The following is a 20,571-nucleotide window of genomic DNA, read 5'->3' on the forward strand; positions in this document are numbered from 1 at the left end:
CCACTCCCCCGCGGGCCATAGAATGCGCCGATGCGCGATGATCTCTCCCTTTTGCTGAATTCCCTCAACGATGCCCAACGCCAGGCCGTAGCGGCCCCCGTTGGCCGTCAGTTGGTCCTGGCCGGTGCTGGCTCCGGTAAAACCCGAGTACTGGTACACCGTATCGCCTGGTTGATCCAGGTCGAGAACGCGTCCCCGCATTCGATCCTGTCGGTGACCTTCACCAACAAGGCCGCTGCCGAGATGCGTCACCGCATCGAGCAGTTGATGGGCATCAGCCCGGCCGGCATGTGGGTGGGCACCTTCCACGGCCTGGCGCACCGCCTGCTGCGGGCGCATTGGCAGGAGGCGGGCCTGGCCCAGACCTTCCAGATCCTCGACAGCGATGACCAGCAACGCCTGGTCAAACGCGTGATCCGCGAGCTGGGCCTCGACGAACAGCGTTGGCCGGCGCGCCAGGCCCAATGGTTCATCAACGGCCAGAAAGACGAAGGCCTGCGCCCGCAACATATCCAGGCCAGCGGCGATTTGTTCCTGGCCACCATGCGCAGCATTTATGAAGCCTACGAGGCGGCCTGCGTGCGCGCCGGCGTGATCGACTTCTCCGAGCTGCTGCTGCGCGCCCTCGACCTGTGGCGCGATAACCCCGGCCTGCTGGCCCATTACCAGAAACGCTTCCGGCACATCCTGGTCGACGAGTTCCAGGACACCAACGCCGTGCAGTACGCCTGGTTGCGCCTGCTGGCCAAGGGCGGCGACAGCCTGATGGTGGTGGGCGACGACGACCAGTCGATCTACGGCTGGCGCGGCGCGAAAATCGAGAACATCTACCAGTATTCCGAAGACTTCCCGGACGCGGTCACCATCCGCCTGGAGCAGAACTACCGCTCCACCGCCGGGATCCTCAAGGCCGCCAACGCCTTGATCGCCAATAACACCGGGCGCCTGGGCAAAGAGCTGTGGACCGACGGCGGCGAAGGCGAAGCGATCAACCTGTACGCGGCGTTCAACGAGCACGACGAAGCGCGCTACGTGGTGGAAACCATCGAAAGCGCATTGAAAACCGGCCTGGCGCGCAGCGACATCGCGATTCTGTACCGCTCCAACGCCCAATCGCGGGTGCTGGAAGAAGCCGTGCTGCGCGAGCGCATCCCGTACCGCATTTACGGCGGCCAGCGTTTCTTCGAGCGCGCCGAAATCAAGAACGCCATGGCCTACCTGCGTTAGCTGGAAGGTCGCGGCAACGACGCGGCGCTGGAGCGGGTGATCAATATCCCGGCCCGCGGCATCGGCGAAAAAACCGTTGAAGCGATTCGCGACCATGCGCGCCACGCCGATGTGTCGATGTGGGAAGCCATGCGCTTGCTGATCGCCAATAAAGGCCTGACCGGCCGTGCTGCCGGGGCGTTGGGTGTGTTTGTCGAGCTGATCGAGAACCTGACGGCCAAGTGCGCGGACATGCCCCTGCATTTGATGACCCAGACCGTGATCGAGCAGTCCGGGCTGATTGCCTATCACGAAGCGGAAAAAGGCGAGAAAGGCCAGGCCCGGGTGGAAAACCTTGAGGAACTGGTCAGCGCCGCCCGCGCGTTTGAAAACACCGAGGCCGATGAAGAACTGACCCCGCTCGCCGCGTTCCTCGGCCATGCGTCGCTGGAAGCCGGTGATACCCAGGCCGATGAGCATGAAGACAGCATCCAACTGATGACCTTGCACAGCGCCAAGGGCCTGGAGTTCCCATATGTGTTCCTGGTGGGCATGGAAGAAGGCCTGTTCCCCCACAAGATGAGCCTGGAAGAGCCCGGCCGCCTTGAGGAAGAACGCCGCCTGGCCTATGTGGGCATTACCCGGGCGATGCAGAACCTGGTGATGACCTACGCCGAGACCCGTCGCTTGTATGGCAGCGAGACCTACAACAAGGTGTCGCGCTTCGTGCGTGAAGTGCCGAAGGGGCTGATCCAGGAAGTGCGCCTGTCCAACAGCGTCAGTCGCCCGTTCGGCGGCGGCCAGCAGCAGAACTCCAGTAGCCTGTTTGCCGGTTCCGAGATCCCGGAAACCCCGTTCAGCCTTGGCCAGCAGGTCAAGCATGCGATCTTCGGCGAAGGGGTGATCCTCAACTTCGAAGGCGCCGGCGCCCAGGCACGGGTGCAGGTGAACTTCGCCGAGGGCAGCAAGTGGCTGATGATGGGTTACGCGAAGCTCGAAGCGGTCTGACACGCTGACCCCTTCCCCCTGTAGGAGCGAGCTTGCTCGCGAAAAACCCTCAGACAACGCGTCTCATCCAGGATGCCCGCGTTATCGTTGGCGATCTTCGCGAGCAAGCTCGCTCCTACAGACAGAAGGACGGTTCAACATGAAGGTTTCGCGTCCACCCTTGTTTTTGATGCGTGCGGGCCAATATCTGTAACTAGTCCTACAGACCCTTCGGATTCTGTCTTACGCAAAAGCCCGAAACATTATGTCGCTAGCCACTGTCACGACACCTGTGCAACATGGCGCGCGTGCAATCCACAAATGGGAATTCCCTTTATGAAACGTTTTCTTAGCATCGCCATGGCGCTGTGCATTGGCCTGACGATGAGCCTCGATGCCAACGCCAAACGCTTCGGTGGCGGCAAAAGCATAGGCTCGGCACCGACTCACCAGACCAGCCAAATGGCTCCGTCCGCCGGCGTCGGCGGTGCAGCCGCCACTGCCGGCGCGGCCGGTGCTGCAGGCGCAGCCGCCAAGGCCGGCGGTGCTTCGCGCTGGTTGGGCCCTCTGGCCGGTATCGCCGCCGGTGGCCTGCTCGCATCCATGTTCATGGGCGGCGGCTTCCAGGGCATGCAGATCTTCGACATCCTGATCATGGCGGTCATCGCCTTCCTGATCTTCCGCTTCATCGCCGCCCGTCGTCGCAAGCAGCAGGAGCACATGGCTCCAGCCGGCGCGCCGATGCAGCGTGAAGTGTTCGAGCAGAAGCCAGCCATGGGTTCGATCTTCGGTGGTTCGGCCGCGCCTGCTGCTGCCCGCCCGGTGATCAATGCGCCAGCCTGGTTCAACGAAGAGCGTTTCGTCGAAGCGGCCCGCAGCCACTTCCAGTCCCTGCAGCAGCACTGGGACGCCAACGAAATGGATAAAATCTCCGAGTTCGTGACCCCGCAACTGCTCGAGTTCCTCAAGCGCGAACGCGCCGACCTGGGCGACGGCTTCCAGTCGACCTACATCGACGACCTGCGCGTGCAGCTCGAAGGTGTGGACGATCGCGCCGACAAGACCATCGCCACCCTGACGTTCAGCGGTGTGTCGAAGACCTCGCGTTTCGACCAGGGCGAAGTGTTCAGCGAAAGCTGGAACATGGAACGCGCCCAAGGCGACAACCAGCCTTGGCTGGTCGCCGGTATCCGCCAGAACGGCTGATAGCCACACGCTGAACAAGCCGTAAGCAAAACCCCGGACATGTTCCGGGGTTTTCTATTTCACGGTTGCACTTATAGCGAGCTACTGTATAAAACGCCCCTGTAAACCGCGCCATCTAGCAAGAGGATCCCGGCCGTGGAAGAAGTCATCGAACAATTGCGTGAAGCCAACGAACCGGTTCCGGTTCCTCTGGAACTGCCTGATGAAGACCAACTGGTGGAAATCGAGGAACAGCTGTTCATCGACATCCCGTTTGTCTTCCGCGAATTCCTGCTAACTGTCAGCGACGTGGTGTACGGCAGCCTGGAACCGGTGACCGTCACCGACCCGCAGTCCCACACCTACCTGCCGGATGTGGCGGCCAACGCCTGGGATGCCGGTGTTGACCGCAGCATGATCCCGATCTGCCAGGACGGCGACGACTACTACTGCGTCGAAGAAGACGGCACCGTGGTGCTGTGGTGCGGCGAAGAAGAACTCGTCACCGAAGAAACCTGGGAGTCGGTGTGGCACTGGGCACGGGACGTCTGGCTGGAAAGCTGACACCTGCGGCTCGCGCGCGGGGCGGCCCAGCCTCCTCAGTGTTCCGGCGTATCCTTGTGGTTATCCAGAGTCTCCAGCAAAGCGACCTGCATCCGCGTATGCACGCGGATGAACCACCGCCAGAGCACGGCCGCCACCGCCGCCGCGACCACGGCGATCAGCACCAGCAACTTGTTGGTCGGCAGAATACTCGCCGACAACGCCGCCAATAGCAGGAAGATCACCAGCAACGACAAAATCGGGATCACCTCGGCGATCACCCGACGCACGCGCTGGGTATGCCGCCCGGCCATTTCCGGCTTGACGCTCATCTCCGCCAGCAGCATCGACAGCGCCTTGAGCTTGCGGTACGCCGCAATCAGGAACGGCAGCGACAACAGCAACGCCGCGCCCCAGATCAACGCCTTCTGCCAGCTTGGATCACTGATCCAGCCCTCCAGATACCCGCCGATACGCAACGCGAAATAACTGCCGGTAAAGAAGATCGCCACCACCAGCGCCAGGTTCACCCCCACTTGCAGCACGATTTTGCGGATCATCGACGCCAGCAGCGCCCCCTCGCCGTGGGGCTGAATGCTGCGCAGCCATTCGCCATAGAGGCCAAATACCCGGCTCATGCGCTTGGGCATCACGGCGGCAATCTTCAGCGACAATGGGTCGGCGCCGCGAATCAGGTACGGGGTGAGCAATGTGGTGATCGCCGACACCGCGACCGCCACCGGGTAGAGGAAGTCACTGGTCACCTGCAAGGTCATGCCGAGCGCCGCGATGATGAAGGAAAACTCACCAATTTGTGACAGACCCATCCCAACGCGCAACGAGGTGCGGCCGTCATTGCCGGCGATAAATGCGCCCATGCCGCAGGACAACATCTTGCCCAGCACCACGGCCACGCTGATCACGGCAATCGGCCAGGCATATTGCAGCAGGATCTGCGGGTCGATCATCAAGCCAATGGCGACAAAGAAGATTGCGCTGAACATGTCGCGAACCGGCTCGATCAGGCGCTCGATCTTAATCAACTGACGGGATTCGGCCATGATCGCGCCGATCAGGAACGCCCCCAGCACCATGCTGTATTCCAGCTTGACCACCAGCAGGCAAAAACCGAAACACAGGCCCAGCACGGTGATCAGCAGCATTTCATTGCTGTCGAACCTGGCCACGTAGGCCAGCAAGCGTGGCACCAGCAAAATCCCGATGACTAGCGCGACGATCATGAACAGCGAGAGCTTGCCGACCGTGGAAAACACTTCACCGGAGCTGACCGTGCCACTGACGGCGATGCTCGACAGCAAGGCGATGATGCCGATGCCGAGGATGTCCTCGACGATCAGCACGCCAAAAATCAGTTGGGCGAAGCGCTGGTCTTTCATCTTCAGGTCGTTGAGCGCCTTGACGATGATGGTGGTCGAGGAAATCGCCAGGATCGCGCCGAGGAACAGCGAGTCCATGGTGTTCCAGTCGAACCAGCGGCCGATCTCGTAGCCGATCCAGATCATCAGCACGATTTCCAGGAAGGCCGCGATAAACGCCGTGGCTCCCACCTTGAACAGCTTGCGCAGGCTGAACTCCAGGCCCAGGCAGAACATCAGGAAGATCACCCCCAGTTCGGCGAGGGTCTTGATGGTGTCTTCATCGTGGATCAGGCCGAACGGCGGCGTGTGGGGGCCAATGATGAACCCGGCGACGATGTAACCGAGCACCACCGGCTGCTTGAGGCGATGAAACAGGATAGTCACGACCCCAGCCACCAACATGATCACGGCCAGATCCTGGATAAAGCTGATGGCGTGCATGGCGAGGGGCTCCTTGAGGGTACTGGCGCTTTTCCCACGTCCACCGCACCTTTGAAACTTCGTAAAGAGCGGAAGGAAAAGTCTGCCTTGATCGTAAGAAATGCCCTTAGAAAGGCTTTTGAAGGTTAACACCGCGACTTCCGCCGAAAAGCCGGTGCAATATATGGAAACAGATCGCTGCAGGCGTGACGGCAAGCCGCCTACCGGCGTCCCGTAAGAGATGGCGCTGCAATGACTCGAGCATCCACAGAGGTGCCTCCCCACCAATGCCTAACCCGTGAGTGTGCTATGGAACCCGGAAACGCCCAGCTGTCGATGACGGTACTGATGACCCCTGATATGGCCAACTTCTCAGGCAATGTCCATGGCGGCACCCTGCTCAAGTACCTCGACGAAGTGGCCTACGCCTGCGCGAGCCGTTATGCCGGACGTTATGTCGTGACCTTGTCGGTGGACCAAGTGATTTTTCGTGAACCGATCCACGTCGGCGAGTTGGTGACCTTCCTCGCATCGGTCAACTACACCGGCCACACCTCGATGGAGGTGGGCATCAAGGTGGTGACCGAAAACATCCGCGAGCGCTCTGTGCGCCATACCAACAGTTGCTTCTTCACCATGGTCGCCGTGGACGACCAGCGCAAACCCGCCGCCGTGCCGCAACTGCAACCGCACAACAGCGAAGACCGCCGCCGGTTTGCGCAGGCGCAGCAACGCCGGCAGATCCGCCAGGAGCTGGAAAAGCGCTACCAGGAAATCAAAGCCGACGCGCTGTAAGCTCCAGGCTGTATACCCAAGCAAAATGTGGGAGGGGGCTTGCTCCCTCCCACATTGGGTTTTGTGTAGTTACAGGCCAATCGGCGTGGCCTCGAAACGCACGCGAGGATGGGCGATGCGATCCTGGGCACGCACCAGCTCCAGTTCATAACTGGCGCAGGCCTGGGTTTCCAACAGCACTTCATGCACCGCCGCCGCGGTGAACTCGAAAGCGGCCACCAGGCTGTCGCCCAACAATACCCGCGCCAGGAACAACCCCGAGGTCAGGTCGCCCACGCCCACCGGCTGGCGGGGAAACGCCAGCAGCGGCCGACGCAGGTGCCAGCTGCCTTCGGCTGTCACCAGCAGCATCTCAAAGCCTTCCGGCAATTTGCCCGGGTAATCCAGGTGCTTGACCAGCACGGCCTTGGGCCCGCGTGCCAGCAGGGCTTTGGCCATGCCCAGGCAGTCGAACAGCGATTGCGGCTTGCGCCCGGAAAAGCTGTCCAGTTCCAGCTGGTTGGGGCACAGGAAGTCGGCCATGGCAGCGGCTTCGTCCAACAGAAAATCACTGACTTCCTGCGGCACGATGCAGCCCTTTTCCGGGTGGCCCATCACCGGGTCGCACAGGTACAGGGCCTTGGGGTTGATCGCCTTGATCCGCGCCACGCCGGTGAGGATCGCCCGGCCCTGGGCCGCGCTGCCCAGGTAGCCGGAGAGTATGGCGTCGCAGTTGCCCAATTCACCGATGGCCGCAATGCCTTCCACCAGCGCTGGAATCTGCTGCGGCGCTAACACTTCGCCCGTCCACTGGCCATACTGGGTGTGGTTGGAGAATTGCACCGTGTTGAGCGGCCACACGTTCACCCCGACCCGCTGCATGGGGAACACGGCGGCGCTGTTTCCGGCGTGGCCAAAGACCACATGAGACTGGATCGCAAGCAGATGAGGTGTGCGTTTCATGCAGGGGATTTCCGTAAAACCATTGAAATTCTGGTCGCGCAGTATGCGACCAAACACAGCCTGTACGACAGGCCGACGACACAGTTAAGCTGCTCTCACTTCGTTGGAGTTTTTTTCGCATGCTGACCCTGGGAAACATCTTCGTGTTGATGCTGCTGGCGACCGGCGCCGCCTGGGTATGGCACAACCACGGCCTGCGCGAGCGCGCGTTGGAGCGGGTCAAGCAGCATTGCGCCAAGCTCGATATCGAGTTGCTCGACGGTGCCGTGGCCTTGAAGCGCATCGGTTTTGTGAAGGATGCCAAAGGACGGCGACGCCTGGCGCGCATCTACAATTTCGAATTCACCGTGACCGGCGAAACCCGCCACCCCGGGACCATCACCCAGTTCGGCGCCCACAGCGCGCAGATCGAACTGGCGCCCTACCCGTTCGAAATCAAGACGCCGCTACCCAGCGCCGACGTGATCGAACTCAGCCAGTGGCGCCAGGACCACGCCAAGCACCGTCAATGACGGCAGGCCGCCAGCGCCTGCTGTAGCGCGGCCACGTCCTGTGGCGCGCTGAAAATCAGTTCGATACGCGAATCACGCCGCCATTCGCTGGGTTGCCAGACGAGTGGGCTGTTATCCACAGCGTTGCCGGAGATCCAGCCGTCGGTGCTGTGGATAACCAGTTTGGCGCGGCGCCAATCCAGGCGTGTCAGCCATTGCGCCAGGCGCTGGTGATCGAATGACTGGCTCGGATGCCAGCGCCAACCGATGCTCCAGCCGCCCTCCTGGGCCTGGCTCAAGCAAATCGGCAACGCAGGATCGCTCCACACCGCCGGCATTTGCGCCACGCCTTTGGGCGCCACGAAGTTATCCACAGCCGCTGCAGCCTGTGCGTTCAGGCCTGGCAAAAGCTGCAGTGGCAATTGCGCCTGACGCGTCCAGTAAAACGGAACCTTGGCTAACTGCCGTTCGATCGCCTCGCGCTGTGCGGCGTCCAGCGCCTCATCCTTGTTCAGGACCAACAGGCCGGCGCTGGCGAGTGCTTCGCGCTGCGCCTCCGGCAATGGTTTGCCCGCCGCCAGGGCTTGCGCATCCAGCACCAGCACGCAAGGCTGAACCGCGAGCACATCCTGCCATGGCGCCTCGCGCAATTGCTTGAGCACCTGCGCCGGGTGCCCGAGCCCCGAAGGCTCGATAAACAGGCGGTCCGGCTTGGCCTTACGCAGCAAGCGGCCCAGTCCGACCTGGAACGGCGCACCATTCACACAGCACAAGCAGCCACCCGCCACTTCGCCCAGGGCAATGCCGTCGTCAGCCTGGGTCAGCAAGGCCGCATCCAGACCGATCTGCCCGAATTCGTTGATCAACACCGCCCAGCGCTCGTTGGCCGGGCGTTGGGCGAGCAGGTGTTTGATCAGGCTGGTCTTGCCGGCGCCCAGGGGCCCGGCAATCACATGAGTAGGAATGTTCTGCAGCATAGAGGGCATCATTCAAGCCGTGTAGAGCGTTTGATCCTACGCGGTTATGCCAGCCAATCCAGCGTCAGAATTAACCGTCGCTCATCGGCTTTAAGCTGCGGCGAGCGGTGAATCAGGCCGTGAGCTTCGTTGCCATGCCACTTCGTCCCTTTGAGCAACGCCACTTCGCCGCAGTGAATCTGCTCGATACGCTCGCTGGGCTCGGCATCCGCCTGGCCCAACTGGCGGCGGTCCATCACGCCTTCGCGCAACCATTGGCTGCCGATGCCGGCGTAGGTGGTAATCAGGCGCACGGGCACATGGTCGACGTGAAAGCGCGGGCACATGGCTTTGTCCAACAGGCGCAAACGCACGCCGATCCGACGGGCGCCGAGCAGGCAGGCAAACGCGCCGATCAGCCACGACACATCGGCGATAAACCCTTCGTAACCCTCAAGATCGCGGCAGCAGGCGGCTAATCCCTGCACGTTCGGCACCGCGTCGTCGCTGGCCAATTCGATGACCAACGACTCGGCCAACGGCTCGTCGAGCGCCACCAGCAAGGCGCCGAACTCGGCGATGTGCAACGGCAATTGGCGCTGCCACAGCGCCAGGTTGACGCCGTCTTCGAGAATCTCGGACAGCGCCAGCGGGGTGTCGCCGCAGGTCTGGCGGATCACCGGGCGCAGGGGGATGAGCGGTGCCAGCATCAGGCGGCCGCCTCTTCATACCAAGGGCCAAAAGGATCGGCCAGCAAGCGCCATGCGTCGACGCCCAGGGCCATTTCTTCATCGGTCAGCAGGCAGGCGTCCAGTTCGGCACGCATCTGCGCGAAGTCGATGTTCTGCCCGATGAACACCAGTTCCTGACGGCAATCGCCGGTGCTTGCTTGCCAGTGGCCCATGATCGCGGCGACGCTTTCTTCGTCCTGCGGCCACTGGCTTTTCGGCACAAAACGCCACCAACGTCCGGCAAAGCCATGGCGCATCAGGCCACCGGCCTGGGACCAACTGCCGGCGTCCTGCGGCTTGCTGGCCAGCCAGAAAAAGCCCTTGGAACGCAGGAGTTTGCCGTTCACCCAAGGGCGGTCGATAAACTCGAAAAAGCGCTGCGGATGGAACGGACGGCGCGCACGGTAAGCCGTGGAGGCGATGCCGTACTCTTCGGTTTCCGGCACATGCTCGCCGCGCAATTCCTGTAGCCAGCCGGGGGCCTGGGCGGCGCGTTCGAAGTCGAAGCGGCCGGTGTTGAGGATTTTGTTCAGCGGCACTTCGCCCATGACCATCGGAATGATCTCGGCCTGGGCATTCAGGCGTTCGAGGATGGCCATCAGTTCCTCACGCTCGTGGCGGCCGATCAGGTCGATTTTGCTGATCAGGATGACGTCGGCAAATTCGATCTGTTCGATCAACAGATCAGTGATCGAGCGTTCGTCTTCTTCGCCAAGGGTTTCGCCCCGCGACGCGAGGCTTTCGGCGGCCTGGTAGTCGAGCAGGAAGTTCATGCCGTCGACCACGGTGACCATGGTGTCCAGGCGCGCGATATCGGCCAGGCTCTGCTCGTTTTCATCGCGAAAGGTGAAGGTTTCGGCCACAGGCAACGGCTCGGAGATGCCGGTGGATTCGATCAACAGGTAATCGAAGCGACCGTCCCTGGCGAGTTTTCCGACCTCTTCGAGCAGGTCTTCACGCAAGGTGCAGCAGATGCAGCCGTTGCTCATCTCTACCAGTTTTTCTTCGGCGCGGTTGAGGGTGACGTCGCGCTGCACCTCGCCGCCGTCGATGTTGATTTCGCTCATGTCGTTGACGATCACCGCCACCCGCAGGTTATCGCGGTTGCGCAGAACATAGTTGAGCAGCGTACTTTTACCGGCGCCGAGAAAGCCGGACAACACGGTAACGGGGAGACGATTGGGCATCAGGTCATTCTCATCAGGCCGCCCGTTCAAGCCGGGCTGTACTTAATGTTATATTATAACAACACAAATAAGCCAATCCCCCGCTTGCTCATCATGACCAACGGAGCAATGCTGGCGCCTGTCTACGTCGAGAAACCCTATGAAATATCTACTCTGTAGCCTGCTGTTGCTTATCACGACCCAGGCCTGCGCCCAAGTGCCGCGCCTGTCGGCCAATTGCACGCGCAGCGCCAACCTGCTGGCCTGCGTCGATCCGCTGGGCAATGCCTACAGCGTGGCGACGGTTGGCAGCACCACGTATCTGCGCGGTTTCGAGGCGATCGGCAGGCGCTATTGGGCGCAAACCAACAGCCGCTACGGGCAACTGACGTTCTTCACCGGCTTGGCCTCGGACGGTGAAGCGTGGGTCGGCTACACGCGGCGTGTGGGCTGGACCACAATCAACCGGTTTTCCAGCTCCGGTGGCGCCAGCGCCACGTTCACCTGCAGCCGTGTGACCGGCTGTTAGGCCTGGTTGTGTTTCTGTTCCTGGACCCAAGCCATGTAGCTGTTCACCGGCGGGTTCTTCTGGAAATAGCGCTGCAGGCCGAGGAACAAACCCTCCGCCACCGCCTGTTGATGCCGCGCCGTGACCAGCCGCGCACTGTCCCGCGCATTGGAGATAAACCCGGTCTCCACCAGGATCGACGGTACATCCGGTGACTTGAGCACCGCGAATCCGGCCTGTTCCACACGCTTCTGATGCAACGAGGTGATGCCTTCCAGGCTGCCCAGGATCGAGCTGCCCAGTTGCAGGCTGGAGGCGATGGTGGCGTTCATCGACATGTCGAGAATCACCCCGGCCAGCATCGGGTCCTTGTCCTTGAGGTTCAGCAGACTGGTGGCGCCCAGCAGGTCGGCGCCGTTTTCCCGTTGTGCCATGAACCGCGCCGTGGCCGAGGTGGCACCGCCTTCGGACAAGGCATACACCGAAGCCCCCGACGCGGTGATCCGTGGCGCCGCATCCGCATGCACCGAGATAAACATGTCGGCGTTGTGTTTGTGGGCGATCTCCACGCGCTTGCGCAGCGGCACGAAGAAGTCATCGTTGCGCACCAGCTTCACATCGAACCCTTTCTCGCGCTTCAAGCGTTTGGCCAGCAATTGCGCAATGGACAGCACCACGTCTTTTTCGCGCTGGCCCTTGGAACCAATGGCGCCGGGGTCCTTGCCGCCGTGGCCGGGGTCGACCACCACGATGATGTCGCGCTTGGGGTGCGCCCTGTCGACCAGCGGTCTGGGTGCGGCCGCTATCGGGTGAGGCACCTGGGTGGCGCTGGTGAGATCAAGCACCAGGCGGTGCCCTTGCCCATCCTGGGGCGGCAACAAAAAGCTGGTGAGCTGCATCGGCGTGGCGAGGTCCAGCACGATGCGCGTATCCGCCTTGCCGAAGTGCCCGGAGCGAATCGAGGTGATCCCGCTGTTCTTCAAGACCAACTGAGAGAAGTCGCCACTGAGCCCGGCGCCGCTCAGGTCGATGATCAGGCGTTCCGGCGCGGTCAGGGAAAAAGTCTTGTAGTTCACCGGGCCACTGAGGTCGAACACCAGCCGCAGCTTGTCGTCCGAGCGCCACAGGCGGGCGTTGCGAATCTGCGTGGCCGACGCGGTGAAGGGCAAGGTGAACAGCGGGCTGACCAGGAGCAGGTTGAGGAGCTGACGTCTGTGCATGACAAATACCGCAAATAAAGGAGCGTCCTTACTCGACATGACTGAAAAAAGGCCGGAGCAGAAAATTCATCGTCGACTCAATCGTTATAATATAACATGTCTTTTTTATCGCCAACGATGGACCTGCTCATGAATGCGCTGACTCTGCCGGATATCGCCGCGCAGGCTTCACGCCAAGCCTTGCCGCTCGACTGGGTGGGCATGTGCGGCATCGCCTTGCCTATTTTGATCGACGACCAACGCCTCGCCGCCACGGCCGATGCCGGCGTCAGCCTGGACGACGGTGCCGCCCGTGGCATTCATATGTCGCGCCTGTACCTGGCGCTGGAGATGCTCGACCAGCAGCCACTGACTCCGGCACTTCTGCGTAAGGTACTGCAGCGTTTTCTCGACAGTCATGAAGGTTTATCTAATAACGCCTACCTGCGTATCCACACCGATCTGCTGCTCAAGCGCCCGGCATTGGTCAGCCCACTGGCTGGCTGGAAGGGCTACCCGGTGAGTATCGAAGCGCGCGTGGAAAACCAGATGTTCCACGTGGAACTAAACATCGAGGTGACTTATTCCTCAACCTGCCCGTGCTCGGCGGCCCTCGCCAGGCAGTTGATTCAGCAGCAATTTCTCGAAGATTTCGGCAACACGCCGTTGCAGCACGCCGATGTGCTGAGCTGGCTCGGTAGCGCCAACGGCATCGTCGCCACGCCCCACAGCCAGCGCAGCAGCGCGCAACTGCGCGTCCAGTTGCGCGGCGAGCAGCTGGCGCTGACCGAGTTGATCAACACCGCCGAAGCCGCCCTCGGCACCGCCGTGCAAACCGCGGTGAAACGTGCGGACGAACAAGCCTTCGCCCTGGCCAACGGGCAGAACCTGATGTTCTGCGAAGACGCCGCCCGCCGCTTGAACCTCGCCTTGAAACGCTCGGATGCCGTCCAAGCCTTCCACCTCAAAGTGATCCACGCCGAAAGCCTGCACGCGCACGATGCCGTGGCTGAAAGCCGTTGGACGAGACACTCAGCATGATCACCTGCACCGCTTTGCGCTGGGGTGCCCCCGGCCAACCCCTGACACCCGCCGTGGACTTCACCCTGGAAACCGGCAGCCTTACCGGCGTGATCGGCCCCAACGGCTGCGGTAAAAGCAGCCTGCTCAAAGTCATCGCCGGCCTGCAAAAGCCGCTGGCGGGCAAAATTCGCGTGGATGTGCCGCGTCGCGGCGGCGTGTCCTTCCTGCCCCAGCAACAACACCTCGATCGGCAGTTCCCCATCAGCTTGCAAGAGCTGGTCGCCGCCGGTTTCTGGGGCACCCGACTCACCCCGCAACAACGCAGCGAACGCCTGCACGCCGTGTTGGAAGACTGGTGCCTCAGCGGCCTGGAACAGCGCCCGTTGATGGCCTTGTCCGGCGGCGAACTGCAACGCGCCCTGCTCGCCCGCATGAGCCTGGCCGAAGCGCCGGTGTTGCTGCTCGACGAACCCCACGCCGCCCTCGACGAAGACGGCCAGGCCCTGTGCTGGAAACATATCCACGCCTGGCATGACGAGGGCCGCACGGTGGTCGTGGTCTGTCATGACTTGGCCTCCGTGCGTCAACACACCCAGCAAGTGGTGCAGATCAAAAGCACGGGCTGCCGGTTCGGGCCGAGCAAAGAACTGATCCGCCCGCAACCGCACATGCAGGTGGCCTGATGCACTTCACCGCCCACCTGTGGATGCCGTTTCTCGACTTCGTGTTCATGCGCCGCGCCTTGATCGGCGGCCTGGTACTCGCTTGCAGCACCGCGCCGCTGGGGGTGTTCCTGATCCTGCGGCGCATGAGCCTGATCGGTGACGCCGTCGCCCACGGCATCCTGCCCGGTGCCGCCCTGGGTTTCTGGTTCGCCGGCCTGAGCCTGCCCGCGCTGACCATCGGCGGCCTCGGCGCCGGCCTGAGCATGGCGGGGTTGGCCGCGTGGATCACCCGTCGCACCGGCCTGCGCGAAGACGCCAGCCTGGCCGCCATCTACCCCATCTCCCTCGCCGCCGGTGTGCTGATCCTCGGCCTTGCCGGCAAGCGCCTGGACCTGCTGCACCTGCTATTCGGCTCGGCCCTGGCCGTCGACGAAACCACCTTGACCGGCATGCTCTGGGTCTCTGGTTTCAGCCTGGTCGCCATGGTGCTGATCTACAAACCGCTGCTGCTGGACACCCTCGACCCGCTGTTCCTGCAAACCGTCAGCCGCCTCGGCCCATTGGCCCACGGGCTGTTTTTGACCCTGGTGGTGCTGAACCTGGTGATCGGTTTCCAGGCCATCGGCGCGCTGATGGTGGTGGGCTTGATGATGTTGCCGGCCATCGCGTCCCGCTTCTGGAGCCGGCGCTTGCCGGTGCTGATTGCGGTATCGGCAGTGCTGGGATGCCTGTCGGTGTGGCTTGGCTTGTTGCTGTCGTTCTACTACTCACTGCCCAGCGGCCCGGCGATTGTGCTGGTGGCTGGCGGTGGGTACCTGCTGTCCGTGATCTTCGGTCCGGTGCATGGCTTGCTGCGCCGCCCGCCCTTGCTGTCATCCCAATGAGGTGTCTCCCGATGCGTGCTCTACTCGTGTTGTTCAGTCTGCTACTGCCGTTGTCCATGGCCCAGGCCGCCGACAAACTCCAAGTGGTGACCAGCTTCAGTATTCTCGATGACATTACCCACCAGATCGGTGGCGAACACATCCAGATCAGCAACATGGTCGGCCCCGACGCCGACGCTCATACCTACGAGCCGACCCCGGACGATGCCAAGGCGCTGCTCAAGGCCAAGCTGATCATCAAAAATGGCCTTGGCTTCGAGCCGTGGCTGGACCGCCTGGTGACCAGCACCGAAACCCGCGCCACCGTGGTTACCGCCAGTAAAGGCGTGATCTCCCACACCATGGAAGAAGACGGCGAAACCATCCCGGACCCGCACGCCTGGCATAACCTGGCCAATGCCGAAATCTATGTGAACAACATCACCAAGGCGCTGGTGGCCGCCGACCCGGCCAACCAGGCCGACTACCTGCGCAACAGCCAGGCGTACCTGAAAGACATCTACCGTTTGCTCGCCGAGGCCAAGGCCAAGTTCGGCGCACTGCCAGCGGGCAACCGCCGCATCGTCACCTCCCATGACGCGTTCGGCTACCTGGGCCAGGCCTATGGCATCCAGTTCCTCGCGCCTCAGGGTTTGTCCACCGAGCGTGAGCCTTCCGCCGCCGAAGTCGCCGCGCTGATCACTCAGATCCGCAAGGACAAGGTCAAAGCCGTGTTCATTGAAAACATCAAGGACTCGCGCCTGCTCAAACAGATCGCCAGCGAAAGCGGCGCGCAGATCGGCGGCACGCTGTATTCCGACGCCCTCGCCGCAGAAGGCCCGGCCAGCACCTTTCTCGGGCTGTTCGAATACAACCTCAACACCCTGTGCGCCGCGTTGGGCAAACCATGATCCGCAAGAACCCATCCGGTGATCTGCCGGTGATTGCCGAATCGGCCTACGTCGATAAAACCGCGATCATCTGCGGCAAGGTCATCATCGGTGAGAACGTATTCGTCGGCCCCTACGCCGTGATCCGCGCGGACGAAGTCGACGCCAGCGGCGACATGGACCCGATCACCATCGGCGCCAACTCCAATATCCAGGACGGCGTGGTGATCCACTCCAAATCCGGCGCGGCGGTGACCATCGGCGAGTTCACCTCCATCGCCCACCGCTCCATCGTCCACGGACCCTGCAGCGTCGGCGACCGCGTGTTCATCGGCTTCAACAGCGTGTTGTTCAACTGCGCCGTCGGCGACGGCTGCGTGGTGCGCCACAACTCGGTGGTCGACGGCCGCGACTTGCCCGCCGCGTTCTACGTGCCTTCGACCACCCGCATCGGACCCAACACCGACCTGTCGCAATTCCCGCCGGTGAGCGTCAGCGCGTCGGAGTTTTCCGAGGACGTAGCGCGTACCAACGTCGATCTGGTGCAGGGTTACAAAGCCCTGCAAAACGAGTTCTGAACCATGAGCCGCCTGTTGATCCGCAACGCTCGACTGGTGAATGAAGGCCAGGTATTCGACGCCGATATGCTGGTCGCCCACGGCCGTATCGAGAAGATCGCCAGCAGCATCACGGGGCACACGGCGCCTGTGGAAATCGACGCCCACGGTCAATGGCTGCTGCCGGGGATGATCGATGACCAGGTTCACTTTCGCGAACCCGGCGCGCCGGACAAAGGTGGTTTCTACAGCGAATCCCGCGCAGCGGTGGCCGGCGGCATCACCAGTTTCATGGACATGCCCAACACCCGGCCGGCCACCCTCACCCTGGAAGCGCTAGCCGACAAAAAACGCCGCGCCGTCCAGCACTCGGTGGCCAACTACGGTTTTCACTTCGGCGTCAGCAACGACAACCTCGACACCGTCGCCGCGCTCGACCCGCGGCAAGTGGCCGGGGTCAAAGTGTTCATGGGCGCGTCCACCGGCAACATGCTGGTGGACGATCCACGGATTCTGGAGCGCCTGTTCGCCGATGTGCCGACGATCCTGCTGGCCCACTGCGAACATACGCCGAGTATCCAGGCCAACGAACAGCGCTTGCGCGAGCGTTTCGGCGACAACCTCCCCGCCGCCGCCCACCCGCTGATCCGCGATGCCGAAGCCTGTTATCGCTCGTCTTCACTGGCGGTAGAACTGGCCAAGCGCCACGGCACGCGCCTGCATGTGTTGCACCTGAGCAGCGCCCGCGAGTTGGCGTTGTTCGAAGACCAGCCGCTGGCGCAGAAACGCATCACCGCCGAGGTCTGCGTCCATCACCTGTTGTTCGACGACCGCGACTATCACCGCCTGGGCCACCAGATCAAATGCAACCCGGCGATCAAGACCCGCGCCGACCGCGACGCCTTGCGCCTGGCCCTGCTCGGCGAGCGGCTGGATGTGATCGGCACCGACCATGCGCCGCATACCTGGGCGCAAAAGCAGTTGGCGTATGGTGAGGCGCCGTCGGGTTTGCCCCTGGTGCAACATGCGTTGCCGGCGTTACTGGAGTTGGTGGCCGATGGGCTGCTGCCGCTGACCACCCTGGTGGCGAAAACCAGTCATCGCGTCGCCGACCTGTTCGCGATCCCGGACCGTGGCTACCTGCGCGAAGGCTATTGGGCCGACCTGGTGCTGATCAAACCCGAACCCGAAGGCAAGCCGGTCCGCAGCCAGCCGATCCTGGCGCGCTGCGGCTGGACACCGTTCGCCGAGCGCCGCTTTCGCCACAGCGTCAGCACCACTCTGGTGTCGGGCCAGTTGGCCTGGCACACCGGCCAGGTGGTCGACAGCTGCCAGGGCCTGCCCCTGCACTTTCAGCGTTAAGCGCGCGGTTTGACGCTGCCGCAGTTTTCCCCCAGCCACTGGGCGTGACTGTCCAGGCTGCCCTTCTGCTGAATGCCGGTGGCATTGAAGGTGCCGTTGACCGTGGTGGTGAATTCCTTCTGGCTCTGGAAGGTGGCCACGCCGGTGCCCTGGGCTTTCGGGCAGCTGAAACGGAATTTCCACTGGTTGCCGCTCTTGTCGGTCACTTGCTGTTTGCAGCCCGACTGCGGATCGGTCAGCGGGATCGCGTCGGAGGCGACCTGGGCGGGGGTGAGGCACACCTGCACGCCTTTACCGGCCATGGTGATGCCTTGTTTTTCCAGCATGGCGCGCTGTTCGGGGGTCATTTGTTGCTTGAGCTGACCGAGGATCAATGACAAATCCGGCAGGTCCTGGTTATCCACTTTCATGTTGCTCGTGGTCAATTCCCACAAACCAGGCGCCAGCATCTGCGCCTGGGCCGCCACGGGCAGCGACAAACCAATAACCATGGCCAAACCTAGCAGACGAGCATTCATCGGGTAACTCCTGGATAATTGTGGGCATTAGACGCCACAAAAGCGCCAGTGTTGCACGGCAAATAAAATAGCGACATTCCTGACCGAACATGGTCTGTTAGGCACTGGATTGCCTGGAGTACCATCGTCCATGGATTTTTTTGGCCCGCACCTGCTCGCCTACTTCATCGCCACGCTGCATTTTCTCGGGACGCTCGCCGCGATCCATGCAGTGCTGACCGTCAGGACCGCCCAAGGCTCGATTGCCTGGGCGTTGTCGCTGATGTTCATACCCTACCTCACGCTGATCCCGTACCTGATCTTCGGCCGCAGCACCTTCGATGCGTACATCCAGGCGCGGCGCCAGGCCAACCAGGAAATGCACACTGCGATCAACGAGCTGAACTGGCGCCCGTGGGTCGAGGAAGCCCTGGCCGCCCGCAACTCCAGCGCCTACGCCTCCCTGCGAGCGATGCCGAAGCTGGGCCGCATGCCGTGCCTGGCGAATAATGAAGTGCGTTTGCTGATCAATGGTGACGCCACCTTCAGTGCGATCTTCGAGGCGATTCGCCGCGCCAAAACCGCCGTGCTGTTCCAGTTCTTCATCATTCATGACGACGAACTCGGTCGGCAGTTGCATGCCTTGCTGAAGGAAAAAGCCGCCCAGGGCGTCGCCGTCTACGTGCTCTACGACCGCATCGGCAGCCACGCCCTGCCCTCTCACTATGCACAAACGCTGCGCGACGCCGGGGTGCAGGTCAAGGCGTTCGCCACCCGCAGCGGCTGGCTCAATCGCTTCCAGGTCAACTTCCGCAACCACCGCAAGATCGTGGTGGTGGATGGCATCACCGGGTTTGTCGGCGGGCATAACGTCGGCGATGAGTATTTGGGCAAAAAACCGCCGCTGGCGCCGTGGCGCGATACCCATGTGCAGGTCACCGGCCCGGTGGTGGCGTGCCTGCAGGAATCGTTTGCCGAAGACTGGTTCTGGGCGGCGCGGGAACTGCCGCCGCTGATCCTGCCGGACACCTACCCCGAAAACGGCGTGCTCTGCCAATTGCTCGCCAGCGGCCCGGCCGACCCTTATGAAACCTGCTCGCTGTTTTTTGTCGAAGCGATCCACGCCGCGACCGAGCGGGTGTGGATCACCAGCCCGTATTTCATCCCGGATGAAGCGGTGTTTGCCGCCCTGCGCCTGGCGGTGCTGCGCGGGGTCGACGTGCGCCTGCTGCTGCCGTCGCGGCCCGACCACCGCATCGTGTATGCGGCCTCCAGCCTTTACGCGATCGAAGCGGTGCGCGCCGGGGTGCGGGTGTTCCGCTATACGCCGGGGTTTCTGCACCAGAAAGTGGTGTTGGTCGACAGCGAAATCAGCGCCATCGGCAGTGCGAACATGGACAACCGTTCGTTCCGCCTGAATTTCGAGGTGATGTTGCTGACCGTCGATGAAGCCTTCGCCCAGCAAGTGGAACACATGCTGCTCGATGACTTCGCCCTGGCCCATGAAGTCAGCCAGGAAGAAAGCCGCGAAACCCGCCGCCTGCAACAACTGGGCATGCGGGTCGCGCGGCTTATCTCACCGATTCTCTAACAGACACTGCGGTAAAAATGTGGGAGGGGGCTTGCCCCCGATAGTGGTGAATCAGTGGCCAATCCGCTAGCTGACACACCGCCATCGGGGGCAAGCCCCCTCCCACATTTGCATCTGCGGGGCTGTGGGGAAATGCTTCAGCGGTAGATATCTTCCCGCGTCCACGGCAGTTCGTGGCTGCCATCGGCGAAGGGTTTTACCGCCAGTATGCGGATCGCACGGCGTGTTTCACCGCTTCACTAACAGACGCTGCGGTAAAAATGTGGGAGGGGGCTTGCCCCCGATAGCGGTGAATCAGTGCCCAATCCGCTAGCTGACACACCGCAATCGGGGGCAAGCCCCCTCCCACATTTGCATCTGCGGGGCTGTGGGAAAATGCTTCAGCGGTAGATATTTTCCCGCGTCCACGGCAGTTCGTGGCTGCCATCGGCGAAGGGTTTTACCGCCAGTATGCGGATCGCACGGCGTGTTTCACCGCTTCACTAACAGACGCTGCGGTAAAAATGTGGGAGGGGGCAAGCCCCCTCCCACATTTGGATCTGCGGGGCTGTGGGAAAATGCTTCAGCGGTAGATATTTTCCCGCGTCCACGGCAGTTCGTGGCTGCCATCGGCGA

Annotated in this window: 19 protein-coding genes and 1 pseudogene; 13 read left to right on the top strand and 7 right to left on the bottom strand. The window is 62.2% G+C overall.

Annotated elements, in window-relative coordinates:
- The first annotated feature begins 30 nt into the window (after positions 1-30).
- The 3 genes and pseudogenes from uvrD (at position 31) to INT12_RS06445 (ending at position 3,942) form a co-directional block, all read left to right on the top strand.
- A pseudogene (gene uvrD / locus INT12_RS06435) lies at positions 31-2,214 on the top strand (DNA helicase II).
- A gap of 315 nt (positions 2,215-2,529) precedes the next feature.
- A complete protein-coding gene (locus INT12_RS06440; protein ID WP_017850035.1) occupies positions 2,530-3,399 on the top strand; it encodes a Tim44 domain-containing protein in 870 nt (289 codons plus the stop codon).
- 135 nt (positions 3,400-3,534) lie between these two features.
- Positions 3,535-3,942 carry an SMI1/KNR4 family protein gene (locus tag INT12_RS06445; protein WP_017850036.1) on the top strand — a complete coding sequence of 136 codons (408 nt, stop codon included), beginning with the start codon at positions 3,535-3,537 and terminating at the stop codon, positions 3,940-3,942.
- A 35-nt stretch (positions 3,943-3,977) separates the two neighbouring features.
- On the opposite strand, the gene INT12_RS06450 is transcribed toward INT12_RS06445, so the two are convergent.
- Positions 3,978-5,741: a cation:proton antiporter gene (locus tag INT12_RS06450; RefSeq protein WP_017850037.1), complete on the bottom strand. Its 1,764-nt coding sequence runs from the start codon at positions 5,739-5,741 to the stop codon at positions 3,978-3,980.
- 288 nt (positions 5,742-6,029) lie between these two features.
- On the opposite strand from INT12_RS06450, the gene INT12_RS06455 reads away from it, so the two are divergent.
- Positions 6,030-6,515 carry an acyl-CoA thioesterase gene (locus tag INT12_RS06455; protein WP_017850038.1) on the top strand — a complete coding sequence of 162 codons (486 nt, stop codon included), beginning with the start codon at positions 6,030-6,032 and terminating at the stop codon, positions 6,513-6,515.
- A 69-nt stretch (positions 6,516-6,584) separates the two neighbouring features.
- On the opposite strand, the gene pdxY is transcribed toward INT12_RS06455, so the two are convergent.
- Entirely contained in the window at positions 6,585-7,457 is an 873-nt protein-coding gene (pdxY, locus tag INT12_RS06460; protein ID WP_017850039.1) for a pyridoxal kinase PdxY, read from the bottom strand.
- Positions 7,458-7,576: 119 nt separating this feature from the next.
- Here pdxY and INT12_RS06465 point away from each other — a divergent pair, with 119 nt between their 5' ends.
- A complete protein-coding gene (locus tag INT12_RS06465; protein ID WP_017850040.1) occupies positions 7,577-7,969 on the top strand; it encodes a DUF3301 domain-containing protein in 393 nt (130 codons plus the stop codon).
- Here INT12_RS06465 and INT12_RS06470 read toward each other — a convergent pair.
- From INT12_RS06470 to zigA, 3 genes are read right to left on the bottom strand one after another with little or no spacing between them, the layout of a single operon-like run.
- The gene (locus INT12_RS06470; protein ID WP_193040757.1) at positions 7,963-8,925 is read right to left on the bottom strand and encodes a CobW-like GTP-binding protein; all 963 of its coding nucleotides are present in this window, start codon (positions 8,923-8,925) and stop codon (positions 7,963-7,965) included. The genes INT12_RS06465 and INT12_RS06470 overlap by 7 nt on opposite strands.
- Positions 8,926-8,969: 44 nt before the next feature.
- A complete protein-coding gene (locus INT12_RS06475) occupies positions 8,970-9,614 on the bottom strand; it encodes a DUF1826 domain-containing protein (RefSeq protein ID WP_057005203.1) in 645 nt (214 codons plus the stop codon).
- Positions 9,614-10,822 carry a zinc metallochaperone GTPase ZigA gene (gene zigA / locus INT12_RS06480; protein ID WP_017850043.1) on the bottom strand — a complete coding sequence of 403 codons (1,209 nt, stop codon included), beginning with the start codon at positions 10,820-10,822 and terminating at the stop codon, positions 9,614-9,616. Before zigA ends, INT12_RS06475 begins: the two co-directional genes overlap by 1 nt.
- A gap of 139 nt (positions 10,823-10,961) precedes the next feature.
- Between zigA and INT12_RS06485 the strand changes: the two genes are divergently transcribed.
- The gene (locus INT12_RS06485; protein WP_017850044.1) at positions 10,962-11,330 is read left to right on the top strand and encodes a hypothetical protein; all 369 of its coding nucleotides are present in this window, start codon (positions 10,962-10,964) and stop codon (positions 11,328-11,330) included.
- Here the strand turns inward: INT12_RS06485 and INT12_RS06490 are convergent.
- A complete protein-coding gene (locus tag INT12_RS06490; protein WP_017850045.1) occupies positions 11,327-12,529 on the bottom strand; it encodes an N-acetylmuramoyl-L-alanine amidase in 1,203 nt (400 codons plus the stop codon). The two genes, INT12_RS06485 and INT12_RS06490, sit on opposite strands and share 4 nt — an antisense overlap.
- Positions 12,530-12,658: 129 nt before the next feature.
- Here INT12_RS06490 and folE2 point away from each other — a divergent pair, with 129 nt between their 5' ends.
- The 6 genes from folE2 to INT12_RS06520 are packed head-to-tail and all read left to right on the top strand — an operon-like array spanning position 12,659 to position 17,868.
- Complete coding sequence (gene folE2, locus INT12_RS06495) at positions 12,659-13,549, top strand: GTP cyclohydrolase FolE2 (RefSeq protein WP_126586301.1); 891 nt, start codon at positions 12,659-12,661, stop codon at positions 13,547-13,549.
- Complete coding sequence (locus tag INT12_RS06500) at positions 13,546-14,214, top strand: metal ABC transporter ATP-binding protein (protein WP_017850047.1); 669 nt, start codon at positions 13,546-13,548, stop codon at positions 14,212-14,214. Before folE2 ends, INT12_RS06500 begins: the two co-directional genes overlap by 4 nt.
- Positions 14,214-15,080 carry a metal ABC transporter permease gene (locus tag INT12_RS06505; protein ID WP_017850048.1) on the top strand — a complete coding sequence of 289 codons (867 nt, stop codon included), beginning with the start codon at positions 14,214-14,216 and terminating at the stop codon, positions 15,078-15,080. The genes INT12_RS06500 and INT12_RS06505 overlap by 1 nt, the downstream gene beginning before the upstream one ends.
- Before the next feature lie 11 nt (positions 15,081-15,091).
- Positions 15,092-15,970: a metal ABC transporter substrate-binding protein gene (locus INT12_RS06510; RefSeq protein WP_046381599.1), complete on the top strand. Its 879-nt coding sequence runs from the start codon at positions 15,092-15,094 to the stop codon at positions 15,968-15,970.
- Positions 15,967-16,527 (top strand): DapH/DapD/GlmU-related protein, encoded by a 561-nt coding sequence (locus INT12_RS06515; RefSeq protein WP_017850050.1) that lies wholly within the window; start codon positions 15,967-15,969, stop codon positions 16,525-16,527. The genes INT12_RS06510 and INT12_RS06515 overlap by 4 nt, the downstream gene beginning before the upstream one ends.
- 3 nt (positions 16,528-16,530) lie before the next feature.
- Complete coding sequence (locus tag INT12_RS06520; protein WP_079444962.1) at positions 16,531-17,868, top strand: dihydroorotase; 1,338 nt, start codon at positions 16,531-16,533, stop codon at positions 17,866-17,868.
- Here INT12_RS06520 and INT12_RS06525 read toward each other — a convergent pair.
- Positions 17,865-18,386 (bottom strand): DUF3617 domain-containing protein, encoded by a 522-nt coding sequence (locus INT12_RS06525; protein ID WP_017850052.1) that lies wholly within the window; start codon positions 18,384-18,386, stop codon positions 17,865-17,867. The genes INT12_RS06520 and INT12_RS06525 overlap by 4 nt on opposite strands.
- A 130-nt stretch (positions 18,387-18,516) precedes the next feature.
- On the opposite strand from INT12_RS06525, the gene cls reads away from it, so the two are divergent.
- On the top strand, positions 18,517-19,956 hold the full coding sequence (gene cls / locus INT12_RS06530; RefSeq protein ID WP_046484309.1) for a cardiolipin synthase: 1,440 nt from the start codon (positions 18,517-18,519) through the stop codon (positions 19,954-19,956).
- The last annotated feature ends 615 nt before the right edge of the window (positions 19,957-20,571 follow it).

Origin of the sequence: Pseudomonas sp. K8 (assembly GCF_014889455.1) — a bacterium.
In the GTDB taxonomy this organism is placed as follows: Bacteria; Pseudomonadota; Gammaproteobacteria; order Pseudomonadales; family Pseudomonadaceae; genus Aquipseudomonas; species Aquipseudomonas veronii.